This is a genomic window from uncultured Piscinibacter sp. (assembly GCF_937952055.1).
Classification (GTDB): domain Bacteria; phylum Pseudomonadota; class Gammaproteobacteria; order Burkholderiales; family Burkholderiaceae_C; genus Piscinibacter.
Map to the genome: position 1 here is coordinate 330,280 of NZ_CALFYO010000019.1, position 13,712 is coordinate 343,991.

At 68.3% G+C, this 13,712-nt stretch carries 16 protein-coding genes and 1 pseudogene; 7 read left to right on the top strand and 10 right to left on the bottom strand.

Translation table 11 applies throughout. The features are described from left to right. Positions 1–10: 10 nt before the first annotated feature. From soxA to Q0599_RS09005, 7 genes are all read right to left on the bottom strand, one after another. Positions 11–766: a sulfur oxidation c-type cytochrome SoxA gene (gene soxA / locus Q0599_RS08975; RefSeq protein WP_298828540.1), complete on the bottom strand. Its 756-nt coding sequence runs from the start codon at positions 764–766 to the stop codon at positions 11–13. Further along, positions 763–1,083 (bottom strand): thiosulfate oxidation carrier complex protein SoxZ, encoded by a 321-nt coding sequence (gene soxZ, locus Q0599_RS08980; RefSeq protein ID WP_298828543.1) that lies wholly within the window; start codon positions 1,081–1,083, stop codon positions 763–765. The genes soxA and soxZ overlap by 4 nt, the downstream gene beginning before the upstream one ends. 4 nt (positions 1,084–1,087) lie before the next feature. Continuing rightward, positions 1,088–1,525, bottom strand: a complete 438-nt coding sequence (locus Q0599_RS08985) for a SoxY-related AACIE arm protein (RefSeq protein ID WP_298828546.1) — start codon at positions 1,523–1,525, stop codon at positions 1,088–1,090. 2 nt (positions 1,526–1,527) lie between these two features. After that, a complete protein-coding gene (gene soxX, locus Q0599_RS08990) occupies positions 1,528–1,944 on the bottom strand; it encodes a sulfur oxidation c-type cytochrome SoxX (RefSeq protein WP_298828548.1) in 417 nt (138 codons plus the stop codon). An 8-nt stretch (positions 1,945–1,952) separates the two neighbouring features. Further along, the gene (locus Q0599_RS08995; protein ID WP_298828550.1) at positions 1,953–4,139 is read right to left on the bottom strand and encodes a molybdopterin cofactor-binding domain-containing protein; all 2,187 of its coding nucleotides are present in this window, start codon (positions 4,137–4,139) and stop codon (positions 1,953–1,955) included. Between the two features lie 16 nt (positions 4,140–4,155). Beyond that, on the bottom strand, positions 4,156–4,605 hold the full coding sequence (locus Q0599_RS09000) for a (2Fe-2S)-binding protein (protein ID WP_298828552.1): 450 nt from the start codon (positions 4,603–4,605) through the stop codon (positions 4,156–4,158). Between the two features lie 137 nt (positions 4,606–4,742). Further along, positions 4,743–6,368 (bottom strand): alpha-amylase family glycosyl hydrolase, encoded by a 1,626-nt coding sequence (locus tag Q0599_RS09005; protein ID WP_298828554.1) that lies wholly within the window; start codon positions 6,366–6,368, stop codon positions 4,743–4,745. 137 nt (positions 6,369–6,505) lie between these two features. Here Q0599_RS09005 and Q0599_RS09010 point away from each other — a divergent pair, with 137 nt between their 5' ends. The 5 genes and pseudogenes from Q0599_RS09010 to htpG all read left to right on the top strand — a co-directional run bounded on the left by Q0599_RS09010 (position 6,506) and on the right by htpG (position 9,828). Further along, a complete protein-coding gene (locus Q0599_RS09010; protein ID WP_298828555.1) occupies positions 6,506–7,120 on the top strand; it encodes a hypothetical protein in 615 nt (204 codons plus the stop codon). 60 nt (positions 7,121–7,180) lie between these two features. Continuing rightward, positions 7,181–7,414 carry a hypothetical protein gene (locus tag Q0599_RS09015; protein ID WP_298828557.1) on the top strand — a complete coding sequence of 78 codons (234 nt, stop codon included), beginning with the start codon at positions 7,181–7,183 and terminating at the stop codon, positions 7,412–7,414. A 49-nt stretch (positions 7,415–7,463) separates the two neighbouring features. Beyond that, positions 7,464–7,724 (top strand): annotated as a pseudogene (locus Q0599_RS09020) (hypothetical protein); the annotation flags it as partial. After that, positions 7,725–7,847: a hypothetical protein gene (locus Q0599_RS09025; RefSeq protein WP_298828559.1), complete on the top strand. Its 123-nt coding sequence runs from the start codon at positions 7,725–7,727 to the stop codon at positions 7,845–7,847. Positions 7,848–7,947: 100 nt separating this feature from the next. Beyond that, entirely contained in the window at positions 7,948–9,828 is a 1,881-nt protein-coding gene (gene htpG, locus Q0599_RS09030) for a molecular chaperone HtpG (RefSeq protein ID WP_298828562.1), read from the top strand. A gap of 13 nt (positions 9,829–9,841) precedes the next feature. Here the strand turns inward: htpG and Q0599_RS09035 are convergent, their stop codons facing one another. The 3 genes from Q0599_RS09035 to Q0599_RS09045 all read right to left on the bottom strand — a co-directional run bounded on the left by Q0599_RS09035 (position 9,842) and on the right by Q0599_RS09045 (position 12,575). Continuing rightward, positions 9,842–10,891, bottom strand: a complete 1,050-nt coding sequence (locus tag Q0599_RS09035; protein ID WP_298828563.1) for a serine/threonine protein kinase — start codon at positions 10,889–10,891, stop codon at positions 9,842–9,844. 33 nt (positions 10,892–10,924) lie between these two features. Then, positions 10,925–11,728 carry a DUF2726 domain-containing protein gene (locus Q0599_RS09040; RefSeq protein ID WP_298828564.1) on the bottom strand — a complete coding sequence of 268 codons (804 nt, stop codon included), beginning with the start codon at positions 11,726–11,728 and terminating at the stop codon, positions 10,925–10,927. A gap of 139 nt (positions 11,729–11,867) precedes the next feature. Continuing rightward, the gene (locus tag Q0599_RS09045) at positions 11,868–12,575 is read right to left on the bottom strand and encodes a GNAT family N-acetyltransferase (protein WP_298828565.1); all 708 of its coding nucleotides are present in this window, start codon (positions 12,573–12,575) and stop codon (positions 11,868–11,870) included. Between the two features lie 290 nt (positions 12,576–12,865). On the opposite strand from Q0599_RS09045, the gene rplM reads away from it, so the two are divergent. Together rplM and rpsI are read left to right on the top strand one after the other, a co-directional pair. Beyond that, positions 12,866–13,294 carry a 50S ribosomal protein L13 gene (rplM, locus tag Q0599_RS09050; RefSeq protein WP_298828567.1) on the top strand — a complete coding sequence of 143 codons (429 nt, stop codon included), beginning with the start codon at positions 12,866–12,868 and terminating at the stop codon, positions 13,292–13,294. A gap of 9 nt (positions 13,295–13,303) precedes the next feature. Further along, a complete protein-coding gene (gene rpsI, locus Q0599_RS09055) occupies positions 13,304–13,696 on the top strand; it encodes a 30S ribosomal protein S9 (protein WP_298828568.1) in 393 nt (130 codons plus the stop codon). Positions 13,697–13,712: the final 16 nt, after the last annotated feature.

The following is a 13,712-nucleotide window of genomic DNA, read 5'->3' on the forward strand; positions in this document are numbered from 1 at the left end:
GCGAGCTCGCTCACGGTCGCACGCCCGGCGTTTCCAGCCGCATGCCGCGGGCGCGCTCCATCAGGTACAGCTCCAGCTCGACCAGTTCCGGCGCACCGAAGGCATAGGGCTCGGCACGCACGCCGCTCATGCAGCCGCGCAGGCGGCGCTGCAGCGAACCCAGCGTCTGCCACTCGAGGCGGTAGAGGGGGTAGCCGGTCGGGTGGGCCTGCGGAATCGTGCTGCCGCCCAGCCGGCCGCCGGCCAGCGCATCGTGGCACTGCGTGCAGGCCAGGTTCAGCTGGCCGATGCGCCGCTCGTACAACTCTCGGCCGCGCTCGCGGAACGGTGCCAGCCGCGGGTCGGCATCGGGCGCGATGGCCAGGCCACGCGATTGATGGGCGACGAAGGCCTGCAGCGCGAGGTGTTCGTCGCTGTCGGGCGCCGCTGCCGGCATGCCCTGCCGCACGCGGCACGAGGCGATGCGCTCGCCCAGCCCGACCGGCCGGCCGAGGGCGTTGTCGAAGCGCGGGTAGCGGGTGGCCACGTCACGCATCGACCGCGTCGCATCGCCGTGACAGTCGGCACAGGACCTGCCGCTCGCACCCGCCGCGCCCGACCACAGCGCTTCGCCCTCTCGCACCCAGAGCATGCCGGGGTTCTGCGTGTCGTCCATCTGCAGCGCCTGCGTGGCCGGCGTCATGAAGGCCAGGCCCGAGCGTCGTGTGTCGGGCGGCGCGGTGCAGGCCACCAGCAGCGTGCCGAGCACGGCAACCAGCCGCCTCATGTGACCACGATCGCGCGGCTCTCGGTCTGCGAGAAGCCGTTGTCGCCCTCCCAGGTGAAACTGAGCGTGCCGCTGGCCACCGCGACGGTGTGGAAGGCGATGTAGGGGTTGGCCGAGACGGCCGCGTGCAGCTCGGCGCTGAACACGACTTCGCCGTCGTAGCGACAGGTGAAGCGGCGGATGATGTCGCGCGGCAGCAGCTGGCCGTCGCTGTCGCGCCGGTAGCCGGTTTCCATCGTGTGGCTGACGATGGTGCGGATCTCGATCACCTCGCCGCGGCGAATGGTGGCGGGCAGGTTGATGATGGCGCGCGCCATCGGCTCAGCCTTCGACGCAGGCGGCGAGCGTGACCACCACCTCGACGGTCTTCGTCCAGTGGCTGCCGTCCGACAGCCGCGCCACCGCGGTGAGCTGCTGCGAGGTGGCCAGGCGGATGCGCGTGTTCACCACCGCCTTGCCGGCGCGCGGGCCGAGGTGGAACTCGGCCACCTGCGGCTGTGGATTGCCGCCGTTGAACACCGCGATCGCCTGCACGTGCTCGGCCGCGCTCATCGGGCTGTCGACGGACAGCGTGATCGGCACGGTGTTGCCGTTCTCCACCAGTGGCGCGATCTCGAAGCCGACCTTGCCCTCGTGCAGCGGCGCATCGCCGGTGAAGGCTGCCACCGCCGCCTCCATCTCGGCGGGCGTGGCGGTGGCACGCCCACTCACCGCCAGGCCCAGGCCGGCGACGAGCAGATCGCGTCGATGCAGGCTCATTGTCAATCGTCGCGCAGGGTCAGCAGCCAGGCCACCACATCCTCGACCTGTTGCGCGTCGAGCACCGGCCTGCGCTGCCACGGGGCGCCGACGCGCTGCAGTCCTTCGGTGCTGTGGAAGGGCGGCATGGTGGTGCCGGGGTTGATGCGCCGCGCGTCGACGATGCGCGCGCGCAGTTGCGCCGCCGTCCAGCGCGAGCCGGCGCCGGCGAGCGACGGCGCGAGATTGCCCTGGAAGCGCTCCTCGGGGATGGGCGCGGCATGGCAGAGCAGGCACAGGCCCTGCTGGCGGCTCACCGCGATGGCACGGCCGCGTCCCGCATCGCCCGGCTGGGCGGTGAGCGGCGCGGGGATGGCGTCACCCACCCACACCGGCTGCGCGAGCGCCGGCGCCGTCAGCGCGGCCCATGTCAGTGCCATCGCGGTCCTCACGCCTGCTTCAGGTCGTGGTGCTTGAGCGGCAGCTCGCGGACGCGCTTGCCCGTCGCCGCGAACACCGCATTGAGCACCGCCGGCGCGGCCACCGCGATGGTCGGCTCGCCCACGCCTCCCCAGAAGCCGCCGCTGGGCATGACGATGGTCTCGACCCTGGGCATCTCGTCGATCCTCATCACCGGATAGGTGTCGAAGTTCGCCTGCTCGATGCGGCCGTGCTTCACCGTGCACTCGCCGTACAGCGCGGCCGACAGGCCGTAGACGAAGGAGCCCTCGACCTGTGCCTCGATCTGCTGCGGGTTGACCGCATGCCCGCAATCGGTGGCGGCGACGATGCGGTGGATCTTCAGCCTACCCTCCCTGCTCACCGACACCTCGGCGCAGGCGGCTACGTAGCTGCCGAAGCCCATGGTCTGCGCCAGCCCGCGGAACACGCCGCGTGCGGCCGGCTTGTTCCAGCCGACGCGTTCGGCCACGGCATCGAGCACGGCGAGGTGCCTGGGGTGGTTCGCCATCAACCGGCGGCGCAGCGCCAGCGGATCCTGCTTCGTCGCGTGTGCCACCTCGTCGAGGAAGCACTCGAGGTAGATCGTGTTCTGGTTCAGGTTCACGCCGCGCCAGAAGCCCGGCGGCACGTGCGGGTTGCGCATCGCGTGGTCGATCAGCAGGTTGGGGAAGGTGTAGCCGATCGAGGCTTCAGGGCCCGGCGGGTTCAGGCCCTGGAAGACCACCGGATCCTTGCCGTCCTTGATGTTCTGCGGAAAGATGCCCGCGACGATCGACTGACCCGAGATGCGCATGTGCAACGCGGTGAGGTCGCCCTGCGCGTCCAGTCCGGCCGTCAGCTTGCACATCGTCACCGGGTGGTAACGGCCGTGCTGCATGTCCTCCTCGCGCGACCAGATCAGCTTGACCGGCGTGCCGGGCAGTTCCCTGGCGATGGCCACCGCCTGGCGCACCCAGTCGTGCACCGCGCCACGCCGGCCGAAACCGCCACCGAGGTGCAGCTTGTAAACCTCGCACTGCGCCGGCTTGAGCCCGGCGGCCTCGGCCGCGGCGGCGAGCGCCGCCTCGCCGTTCTGCGTCGGTGTCCAGACTTCGCAGCGCTCCGGCGTCCAGCGCGCGGTGGCGTTCATCGTCTCCATCGTGGCGTGGTTCTGGTGCGGGTAGGAATACACCGCCTCGACGCGGCGCGCTGCCGCGGCGAGCGCCGTCTTCGCGTCGCCGACGCTGTGGCCCACCACCGCGTCGTTCGCCTCCAGCCCGGCCTTCAGCACGATGGCGAAGTCGGCGCTGCTCGCCCCGGCATGCGCGCCGTCGTCCCATTCGATCGGGAGCGCGTCGAGCGCGGTCTTGGCGCGCCACCAGGTGTCGGCGACCACGGCGACGGCACTCTCGCCCACGCGCACCACCTTCTTCACGCCGGGGCGCTGCGCGACCGCCGCGGTGTCGAAACGCTTCACCTTGCCGCCGAACACCGGACAGTCCTTGATCGCGGCGTTGAGCATGCCGGGCAGCTTGAGGTCCATGCCATAAACCTGCGCGCCGGTGAGCTTCTCAACGGTGTCCAGGCGCTTCAACGGCTTGCCGGCGATCCTCCAGTCCTTCGGATCCTTCAGCTTCACGTCGGCGGGCGGCGACAGCCTCGCAGCGGCCGCGGCCACCTTGCCGTAGCTGGTCTTGCGGCCCGAGGGGCCGTGGGTGATCACGCCGGCCGCGGCCGTGCATTCCGAGGCGGGCACCCTCCATTCGTTGGCCGCGGCCTGCACGAGCATGGTTCGGGCGACTGCGCCACCCTTGCGCACGTACTCGTGCGAATCGCGGATGCCGCGGCTGCCGCCGGTGGAGAAGTTGCCCCAGACGCGCTTGCGCGCCAGGTTCTGGCCGGGGGTCGGGTATTCGGTGGTGACCTTGGCCCAGTCGCACTCGAGTTCCTCCGCCACCAGCTGCGCCAGGCCGGTGAGCGTGCCCTGGCCCATCTCCGAGCGTGCGATGCGGATCACCACGGAGTCGTCCGGCTTGACCACGACCCAGGCATTGACCTCCGGCGATGCAACGAGCGGTCCCTGCGACAGGGCCTGCCCGGGAATCAAGGGCACGTGGAAGCCGACCACCAATGCGCCCGTGGCCGCGGCGGAGCCGCCCAGGAAGCCGCGGCGGGTGACTTGCGTCGTCGTCATGTGCGTCTCCCCTTGATCAACCCTGTGCGGCGATCTTGATCGCGGCGCGAACGCGGTTGTAGGTGCCGCAGCGGCAGATGTTGGTCATCGCCGCGTCGATGTCGGCATCGGTGGGCCTGGGCTTGCTCTTCAGCAGCGCGGCGGCGGCCATCACCATGCCGCATTGGCAGAAGCCGCACTGCGGCACGTCGAGCTGCGCCCAGGCTTTCTGCACCGGATGCGACCCGTCGGCGGAGAGGCCCTCGATGGTGACGATCTTCTCGTGGCGACTGAGCGAGGACAGGGGTCGCACGCAGGATCGCGTCGCGACGCCGTCGATGTGCACCGTGCAGGCGCCGCACTGCGCGATGCCGCAGCCATACTTGGTGCCGGTCAGCCCGAGCTGCTCGCGCAGCACCCACAACAGCGGGGTGTCGGGCTCAGCGTCGACCTCGCGCAGCGCGCCGTTGACGTTCAGCGTGGTCATCGGTGTCCTCCTGAGGTGTGCGGGGCGGACGCTAGCACTGGCGGCGCGCGGCGTCGAAGGTCGGTCCGAATCCGCAGCGCCGAGTCGGGATCTCGCGCCGGTGCTTGACAAGCCGCTCGCGCCGGCGCGCGTGCGCTTCAGGCGCCGCCGATGAGGACGCGCAACGACTGCGCCGGCACCGTGACCCTCAGGGTGCCGTTGGCGTCGCTGGTCGCGTCCGTGCCGCTGGGCGGAAAGGCGTTGCTGAATGTCGCGTTCGCCGGCAGGTTGGCTGCCGAGACGGCCGCGTTGCTCGTGCTGTAGTTGATCAGCACCACCGCGCGCTGGTTGCCGTCCACGCGCTGGAAGCTCAGCGTGCTGCCGCTGGCCGAGGCGCCGGCATGCGTGCCGCGGGTCAGCGCGGGGTGTGTGCGGCGCAGCGCGATGATGGCCTTGTACCAGTGCAGCAGCGAATTGCCGTCGGCCGCCTGGGCCGCGACGTTGTTCGATGCGACATTGGCTGACAGCGCGCGGAACGGCGTGCCGGTGGTGAAGCCGGCGCGCGCATCGCCGGCCCAACTCATCGGTGTGCGCAGCCTGGGATCGCCGCCGAGGCTGGCGGCGCCGGCCATACCGATCTCTTCCCCGTAGTAGATGAAGGGCGTGCCCGGCTGCAGCAGATAGGTGGCGGCGGCCAGTCGGTACTGCGCCTGGTTGCCGTTCAGCTGGTCCCACAGGCGCTGGCCGGCGAAGCTGTCGTGGTTGGACAGCATCGTCGACATGCCCGCCGGCGCACTGTCGAAATAGCTCGCCACGGCGGCAATGGCGCTGGCGTTGCCCCTGGCCGCGTTCACCAGGTTGAGCTGGTGCCCGAAGGCGAAGGCGCTGCCGCAAGCCGGCGCGAACTGCAGAGCTGCCGACGGGCCTTCGCAGACGAGGAAGCGGTTGACGTACGAGCCGTTGACCATCTGGCGGATGCCGGCCATCAGCGACAGGCTCTCGGGCTGGTTCTCCCAGGCACTCGGGCCGTTCTCGACCAGGTTGCCCACCGCGTCGAAGCGGAAGCCATCGACGCCGCGGTTCAGCCAGAAGCGCAGGTTGTCCTGGTGCCAGCCCACCACGGTGGCGTTCTTCAGATTGAAGTCGGGCATCTGGTCCCAGAAGGGCGCGAAGTAGAAGCCATCGCGGCCGGCACGCCACGGGTCACCACCGTAGACGCTCCAGCCGGAGGGCTTGGCGGCGCTGAAGACGTACCAGTCGCGGTAGGCATTGCCATCGTCGCTGTTCGCGTTCGCGAAGGCCGGGTGCCGTGCCGCGCTGTGGTTCATCACATAGTCGACGACCACGCCGATGCCACGAGCATGTGCCTCGCGCAGCAGTTCATCGAGGTCCGCGAGCGTGCCGTAGGCGGGGTCGACGTTGCGGTAGTCGGCCACCGCATAGCCGTGGTCGCCATCCTGGCTGGGCGTGATCGGCATCAGCCAGAGGCCGCTGACGCCGAGGTCGCGCAGGTAGTCGAGTCGCCCCGTCAGCCCCTTCAGGTCGCCGACGCCGTCACCGTCGCTGTCCTGGTAGCCCCTCACGAAGATCTCCGCGAAGGGGCCCTTGCGCCAGTCGGCGTCCAGGGCGGAGCCGGGATCGGCTGCGGCGACCGACGTGGTATCGACGGTGGGAAGCGGGCCGCTGGTGCCGCCGCCACCGCCGCCGCCGCAGGCGGCGAGAAACAGCGCGAGGGCAAGGGCGGCCCGCCGCCGGCGGGCTGTGTAGGGCGTTGACGTCGTCATGGGCGTTGACTGTAGCGGCAGGGTGAGAAGACGTGCAATGGAAGTACCTTGACTACATCGAACTACATCAGTACCTGACTGATATGTGGAACCAATGCCGGGCTGGTCCGAATATGGGTGTGTAGTTTGACTTCAATATGAACGGCGTTCCGTCGTTGGGCGGGCCCGAGGAGGGGAACGTCACGCGAGCCATCCATCGCCTTCTCGGCACCGTGTCGACTGCAGCGACGGTGCTGCTGGCGGTGTGCGGTGGCGGCGGCGGCGAGGCGCCGATGGGCGCCGCCGCGGCAGACGCCGACGATCGAGCCGAAGCGCTGGGCGCGTCGCATCCCGCACCGACACGGGATGTCTGGAGCGCGGAGAACGCCAGCACCACCCTCGTCGCCGTGCCGAGCGCCGAGCCGCCGGCGCCCACCGGCCCGGTGAAGGCGCGTTACCAACGCGCCCATGGCATCTACTGGCTGGTCGACCGGCAGTGTTCCGCGCCGACGCGTCGGTCGGGATTCGTCTTCATTGTGAACAAGCCCGGCGCTGACGGCGGACGGGCGGGACTGGACCGCCTCCGGAAGTTCGCCGAAGGCGGTGAACTGTGGTTGAAATCGGGCGAGGCGACGGTCTATCGTGCCAACCCCGACGCCCTGGCCGCGCTCGATCTGATCGCGCTGCGCATCCACCAACAGCGCCCTGACGGCCACTTCACGCCCTGGAGCCTGCACCTCTCGGACACCAGCCGCATCGACCTGTCGCGCTAGACCGGCCTGACGCTCAACGCAGGGGACAGCTCGGTCCCGTTCGCGGCGAAGCCGAACGACGTGGGGGCGGCCAACGAGGTGGTGTTCGACTTGCCGGTGCTCAATCCGAAGGACGACGTCTCGCGCAGTTCAGTGGCATTCATCATCCACGGCACGCCGGACAATCCCAGCGGCAGCAGCGGCGACAACAAAGGCTGGCGCGACAACATCCGCGTCGAGTACGCCAACTTCACAGCGGTCAACAACGGCGTGGCCGAGGTCTGGCCGGTGCAAGACACGCCGACGGTGCGATAGACCTTGGGGCCCTCTCCGTCGCCGTGCACGAGGCAGCGCGGCCACGCGCTTCAAGTTCGTCGCGCCGGGCGCGGTCCTGAGCGAGTCGGGGTGTGATGCCGAGCGGCTGCCACGCTGGTTGGTCGCCACGCAGCGGGTACTCGTGCAGGAGAACGACGAGGGCCGGGTGCAGAGCGCCACCACGGCGCAGCTGCCGGGCGCGATCGACACGATGTACGCCGACGCGAACTTCAACGGGCTGCTGTACTTCGTCAGCGTCGCCAGGGTGGCTCGGATGCTCACGCTGGCGGACGACAAGGGCAAGGCCTGAGTGCTGCTCCCGATGCACGCGGCCGGCGCGGATCGCCGACCGGCCAACGCCGCGAGCTACGAGACGGCGACCGGCCGCTTCGCGGTGCCGCCGCGCAGCGCGGTGGTCTACCTGCTGCACTGAGATTCACCGCCCCCACCCGGGCGGGTCTTGAAAGAGGGTGCGACGCCCCCACAATCCACCCGCCGGCGGGTGGACCGGCGGGCTTCGCATTTCCAGGACCATGAGCAAACAGACGCTTTCTTTCCAGGCCGAGGTCAAGCAGATCCTGCACCTCGTCACCCATTCGCTGTACTCCAACAAGGAGATCTTCCTGCGCGAACTGGTCTCCAATGCGTCGGACGCCTGCGACAAGCTTCGCTTCGAGGCGCTCGACCGCCCCGAACTGTTCGAGGATGCGCCCAACCTCGAGGTGCGCGTCGCCTTCGATGCCGAGGCGAAGACGATCACCATCACCGACAACGGCATCGGCCTGTCCGAGCCCGAGGCGGTGGCCAACCTGGGGACCATCGCCAAGAGCGGCACGCGCGAGTTCATGGCGGCGCTGGAAGGCGACAAGAAGAAGGACGCCCAGCTCATCGGCCAGTTCGGCGTGGGCTTCTACAGCGGCTTCATCGTGGCCGACCGCATCACCGTCGAATCGCGGCGCGCCGGGCTCAGGTCGGAAGAGGGCGTGCGCTGGAGCAGCGACGGCACCGGCGACTTCGAGGTCGAGACCATCACCCGGCCCGAGCGCGGCACCAGCGTCATCCTGCACCTGCGCGACGGCGAAGAGGAGTTCCTCTCAGGCTGGAAGCTGCGCTCCATCATCAGCCGCTACTCCGACCACATCTCGCTGCCCATCCTGATGCGCAAGGAGGAGTGGGACAGCGAGACCGGCAAGCAGAAGCTCACCGACGAATGGGCGCCAGTGAACAAGGCCGCGGCGCTGTGGACGCGCAACAAGAGCGAGATCACGGCCGAGCAGTACGCCGAGTTCTACAAGCAGATCAGCTACGACACCGAAGCGCCGCTGGCCTACACGCACAACCGCGTGGAGGGGCGCAGCGAGTACACGCAGCTGCTGTACATCCCGGCCAAGGCGCCGTTCGACCTGTGGAACCGCGACAAGCGCGGCGGCGTGAAGCTCTACGTCAAACGTGTCTTCATCATGGACGACGCCGAGGCGCTGATGCCCGTCTACCTGCGCTTCGTCAAAGGCGTGATCGACTCGGCCGACCTGCCGCTGAACGTCAGCCGCGAACTGCTGCAGGAAAGCCGCGACGTGAAGGCGATCCGCGAGGGCTCGACCAAGCGTGTGCTGTCGATGCTGGAGTCGCTGGCCGACAGCGAGGACGCCGCCGAGCGCGAGAAGTACGCGAAGTTCTGGAAGGACTTCGGCCAGGTGCTGAAGGAAGGTGTCGGCGAGGACCACGCCAACCAGGAGCGGCTCGCCAAGCTGCTGCGCTTCGCCTCCACGCAGGCCGACGAGGGTGTGTCCCTGAAGGACTACGTCGGCCGCATGAAGGAGGGCCAGGAGGCGATCTACTACATCACCGCCGATTCGCTCGCCGCGGCCAAGAGCAGCCCGCAGCTGGAGATCTTCCGCAAGAAGGGCATCGAGGTGCTGCTGCTAATCGACCGTGTCGACGAGTGGATGCTTGCCCACCTGTTCGAGTTCGACGGCAAGCCGCTGCAGAGCGTCGCCAAGGGTGCGGTGGATCTGGGCAAGCTGCAGGACGAGGACGAGAAGAAGCGTTCCGAAGAGGCCGCCGAGGCCTTCAAGCCCGTGCTCGAGCGATTGAAGGAGACGTTGAAGGACCGGGCCAAGGACGTGCGCGTGACGACGCGGCTCGTCGACTCTCCCGCCTGCCTGGTGGTCGAGGAGGGCGACATCAGCGGCCACCTCGCCCGCCTGCTCAAGCAGGCCGGGCAGGAGGCGCCGAAGGCCAAGCCCATCTTGGAGGTGAATGCCGAACATTCGCTGGTGAAGAGGCTCGACTCGAGCAAGAGCTTCGACGATCTGGCTCACATCCTCTTCGACCAGGCACTGCTCGCCGAAGGCGGGACGCTGGAGGATCCGGGTGCCTATGTGCGGCGAGTCAACGCCCTCTTGACCGGCTGACCTGCGCGATTCTTCAGGCGGCGAGGGGCGATTCGTCCATCGCCTCGAGCTGCTCACGCAGCCGAGTGGTCTGCTCCATCCAGTAGGACGGGCTCTCGAACCAGGGAAAGGCGATCGGAAAGGCCGGGTCCTTCCAGCGCCGCGCGATCCAGGCACTGTGATGGATCATGCGCAGCGTGCGCAGCGGTTCGATCAGCGCCAGCTCGCGGCGATCGAAGTCCATGAACTGTTCGTAGCCGTCGAGCACCGCGCCGAGCTGACTGCTGCGGTCGGTCCGGCTGCCGGACAGCAGCATCCAGAGGTCCTGCACGGCCGGGCCGGTGAGCGCGTCGTCGAGGTCGACGAAGTGCGGCCCGGCGGATGTCCAGAGAATGTTGCCCAGGTGGCAGTCGCCGTGCAGGCGCAGCGTCTTCAGTGGCGACGCGGCGGCGAAGGCGGTGCCGACGCGGGTCAGCGCCGCTTCGACCATCGCGCTCCAGGCCTGACGCGCATCGGGCGGCACCACGTCGTGCGCGAGCAGCCAGTCCCGTGGCTCGGTGCCGAAGCTCGAAGGGCTCAGCGCGAGCCGATGCGCAAAGTGCCCGACGGCGCCGATGGCGTGGATGCGGCCGATGAATCGCCCGATCCATTCGAGCACGGTCGGGTCTTCGACCTCCGGCGCGCGCCCGGCCATGCGTTCGGTCACCGCGAACCGGTACGGGCCGGCGGTGGAAGCGAACGAAGCCAGCGTCGAACCGAGGCTCGTCAGCCGGGGGGCATGCAGCGAACGCGGATCGACCGCAAGCGACCAAGGCGCCGCGAGAGGAATCTCGCGCGCTTCGAGTTCGGCGGCGAAGGCGTGCTCCTCGAGGATCTGTCCGTCGCTCCAGCGGCCGGGCCGGTAGAACTTGGCCACCACCACGCGGCCATTCTCCAGGAACACCTGGAAGACGCGGTTCTCGTAGGAGTTGAGCTGGATGAGCCGGCCGTCGCCACGCAGGCCGACGGCATCGAGGGCATCGAGCACGACCTCCGGATCGAGTCCGGCGTAGGGCGTGTCGGTGTCGGCAGGGCGCGGTGACATCCGCGCATCGTACGCGGCCGAACCGCGTCGGCGTCAGCGTGTCGAGTTGGCCGAGTAGCGCTGACCGTCGACGACCACGCCCCCGATGTCGTCGCGGTGGCTGCTGTCCAGCGCCGCGGGCCGGCTGCGTGGACCGCTCGACGTGCCGCCGAGGCTGCCGAACTCGCTCTGTCCCGAGCCATCCGAGCGTGTGTCCGGCGCAAAAAAGGAGTCCTGGAACAGCGATGAGTCTTGCCAGAGCGCCGTGCGCTCGGCACGGCGATGGGCGACGGTGCTGGCGAGCGTGTCGCGAGCCTGGTGCATCGAATGCGTGGGCGGAGCCGCTGCGGCTTGCGGGCCGCGGGCGTTGGCGCCGGCCTGCGGCACGAGCAGCTGCAGCTCCGCCACCGATGGCAGGTTCTCGACCGGGCAGCGCAGATAGCGGACGCGGCAGGCGCCCAGCACCGCCTGCTTGATCTGCAGCACTCGACGTGAATTGCCGCGATCGGTGTCGAGATCGATGGCGGCAAGCACGCGGCCATTGGCGCTGCACACCGCGAAGGTCACGTGGATCGAGGCGAGCAGGTCGTACCAGTAGCGCACCCGGGACGGATCGACCGGCTGGCTGAAGCGCACCAGCGGCAGCTTCGACAGCACGATGTGATGCGGCAGCGCCTCGCGCAGCAGGCGATACACGCGGCGCTCGTCGGTCGAGAAGACAGGCCGCGCCGTGAGCGCCCATTCCGTGGGCAGCGGCGCGGGCTTGGCGGGGCGGCGCACCCACCACAGCCACACCACGGACGCGGCCGCGATACCCGCAAGGGCAGACAGCACGGCAATCAGAAGCGGGGTCGGCATGTCAGGTCCGGTTCATCGATGCACGGACCTGAGGGGGCAGGTCGTTCGCGAATTCTCAATGTACCGGATGTTACGGTTGCCGTTGGTCCCGATCATCCCCGACCTCAGGGCTCCCGCCGTGAGCGCGGGGTCAGCCTGTTCACTCGCTCGCGATGTGGTGCGACTTCGAGATGTGAGCCTTGACTTCTGAGATCGTCTCCAGAATCAGCTGCACATGGGTGGCGTGGCGCTTGATCTGATAGTCGAACTCGGCCGCGTGCTCACCCATCATTTCCTCGACATGCGAGACGAAGGTGTCCGGCGGCAAGCGCAACCAGGCGTCCGATTCGGAACCGTCGCGTTCCACCACTGCGCCGGCATTGCGCGCGATCTTCAGCATCGCCGTGTTCTCGCTCAGCGCATGGATGAACAGGGTTTGCACCCCACGGTTGCGGGCGTGCAACACCGCATGTTCGAACAGGCGGGCTCCGAAGCCGCGCCCTCGTGCTTTGCGCAGCACCGACACACCGAACTCCGCCATCGTCCCGCGTGCCGGGTCCGCCTGCGCCGACGGATGGGCGAGGTGGGCCATGGCGATCAGCTCGAGCCGGCGGTTGAAGATGCCGAACACCTCGTCCTGGTCGAAGTCGAGCATGTCGACGTATTTCGAGATCTGCGCGTCGGTGGCCGGATAGCCGAAGCGCAGGTAGCGGTCGGATTCGTCCAGGTTGATCAGGTGGGCGGCAATGCGGTCCCGGTGGCGCGGTCCGAGCGAACGGATGGGAACCCAGGTCCATTGCGTGACCGCTCCCTGCGGCCCTGCAGCAGTGGGGTTCGCGGAAGATTGAACGTTATCGGACGAGCCCATGGAGGACCTCCTGGGAGTCTAGGGTTAACCCTAGTCTATAGGAATTGCCTAGAGAATCCAGTCCAAGCCGGGTGAGGGCCCATCCAGCCCCTGCAGGTGCCCTTCACGTAGTAGACGGGAAATCTGATAGACTGCAAGGCTTTTCCGCCTTTCGTCCCGCGGAGAACGGCTGCCAGCGGCTGTTGCCATTGGCTGTCGGTGCCTGTCGAGAGTCCGCCCATCGAAGAAGCGGAGCCTCGCGAGGTGCGGCCTTCGTGGCCTGGGACATTGACCTGAAACCTCCACTGATCATGAAAACCTTCAGCGCCAAGCCGGCCGAGGTGACGCATGAGTGGTTTGTGATTGACGCGACCGACAAGGTCCTCGGACGGGTGGCCAGTGAAGTCGCCCTCCGCCTGCGCGGCAAGCACAAGGCCATCTACACGCCTCACGTCGATACCGGCGACTTCATCGTCGTCGTCAACGCCGACAAGATCCGGGTGACCGGCAACAAGGCCAACGACAAGGTGTACTACCGCCATTCGGGTTTCCCGGGCGGGATCTACGGCACCAAGTTCAAGGACATGCAGGCCAAGCATCCCGGGCGCGCTCTCGAGAAGGCGGTCAAGGGCATGCTCCCGAAGGGCCCCCTCGGCTATGCGATGGTGAAGAAGCTGAAGGTGTACGCCGGTGCCACGCATCCGCACACCGCCCAGCAGCCCAAGGCGCTGGAAATCTAAGGAGCGGTGATGATCGGTAATTGGAACTACGGCACCGGCCGCCGCAAGTCGTCGGTCGCGCGTGTCTTCATGAAGAAGGGTACCGGCCAGATCACGGTCAACGGTCGTCCGGTCGAGCAATACTTCGGCCGCCAGACCTCGATCATGGTCGTCAAGCAGCCGCTGGTGCTGACCGCCAACGACGCCGCGTTCGACGTCAAAGTGAACGTGCATGGCGGCGGCGAGTCCGGCCAAGCCGGCGCGGTGCGCCATGGCATCACGCGCGCGCTGATCGACTACGATGCAGCCCTCAAGCCTGAATTGAGCCGCGCCGGATTCGTGACGCGTGACGCGCGCGAAGTCGAGCGAAAGAAGGTCGGTCTGCACGGCGCCCGCCGCCGGAAGCAGTTCAGCAAGCGCTGAGGACGCTTCCCGCGCC

Excerpts from the sequence above, each read along its gene's own strand:
- rpsI (WP_298828568.1), top strand. The coding sequence starts at position 13,304 with ATGATCGGTAATTGGAACTACGGCACCGGCCGCCGCAAGTCGTCGGTC.
- soxA (WP_298828540.1), bottom strand. The coding sequence starts at position 766 with ATGAGGCGGCTGGTTGCCGTGCTCGGCACGCTGCTGGTGGCCTGCACC.
- Q0599_RS09035 (WP_298828563.1), bottom strand. The coding sequence starts at position 10,891 with ATGTCACCGCGCCCTGCCGACACCGACACGCCCTACGCCGGACTCGAT.
- Q0599_RS09045 (WP_298828565.1), bottom strand. The coding sequence starts at position 12,575 with ATGGGCTCGTCCGATAACGTTCAATCTTCCGCGAACCCCACTGCTGCA.
- Q0599_RS08985 (WP_298828546.1), bottom strand. The coding sequence starts at position 1,525 with ATGAGCCTGCATCGACGCGATCTGCTCGTCGCCGGCCTGGGCCTGGCG.
- Q0599_RS09040 (WP_298828564.1), bottom strand. The coding sequence starts at position 11,728 with ATGCCGACCCCGCTTCTGATTGCCGTGCTGTCTGCCCTTGCGGGTATC.
- Q0599_RS09000 (WP_298828552.1), bottom strand. The coding sequence starts at position 4,605 with ATGACCACGCTGAACGTCAACGGCGCGCTGCGCGAGGTCGACGCTGAG.
- htpG (WP_298828562.1), top strand. The coding sequence starts at position 7,948 with ATGAGCAAACAGACGCTTTCTTTCCAGGCCGAGGTCAAGCAGATCCTG.
- soxZ (WP_298828543.1), bottom strand. The coding sequence starts at position 1,083 with ATGGCGCGCGCCATCATCAACCTGCCCGCCACCATTCGCCGCGGCGAG.
- Q0599_RS09010 (WP_298828555.1), top strand. The coding sequence starts at position 6,506 with ATGAACGGCGTTCCGTCGTTGGGCGGGCCCGAGGAGGGGAACGTCACG.
- Q0599_RS08995 (WP_298828550.1), bottom strand. The coding sequence starts at position 4,139 with ATGACGACGACGCAAGTCACCCGCCGCGGCTTCCTGGGCGGCTCCGCC.
- rplM (WP_298828567.1), top strand. The coding sequence starts at position 12,866 with ATGAAAACCTTCAGCGCCAAGCCGGCCGAGGTGACGCATGAGTGGTTT.
- soxX (WP_298828548.1), bottom strand. The coding sequence starts at position 1,944 with ATGGCACTGACATGGGCCGCGCTGACGGCGCCGGCGCTCGCGCAGCCG.
- Q0599_RS09005 (WP_298828554.1), bottom strand. The coding sequence starts at position 6,368 with ATGACGACGTCAACGCCCTACACAGCCCGCCGGCGGCGGGCCGCCCTT.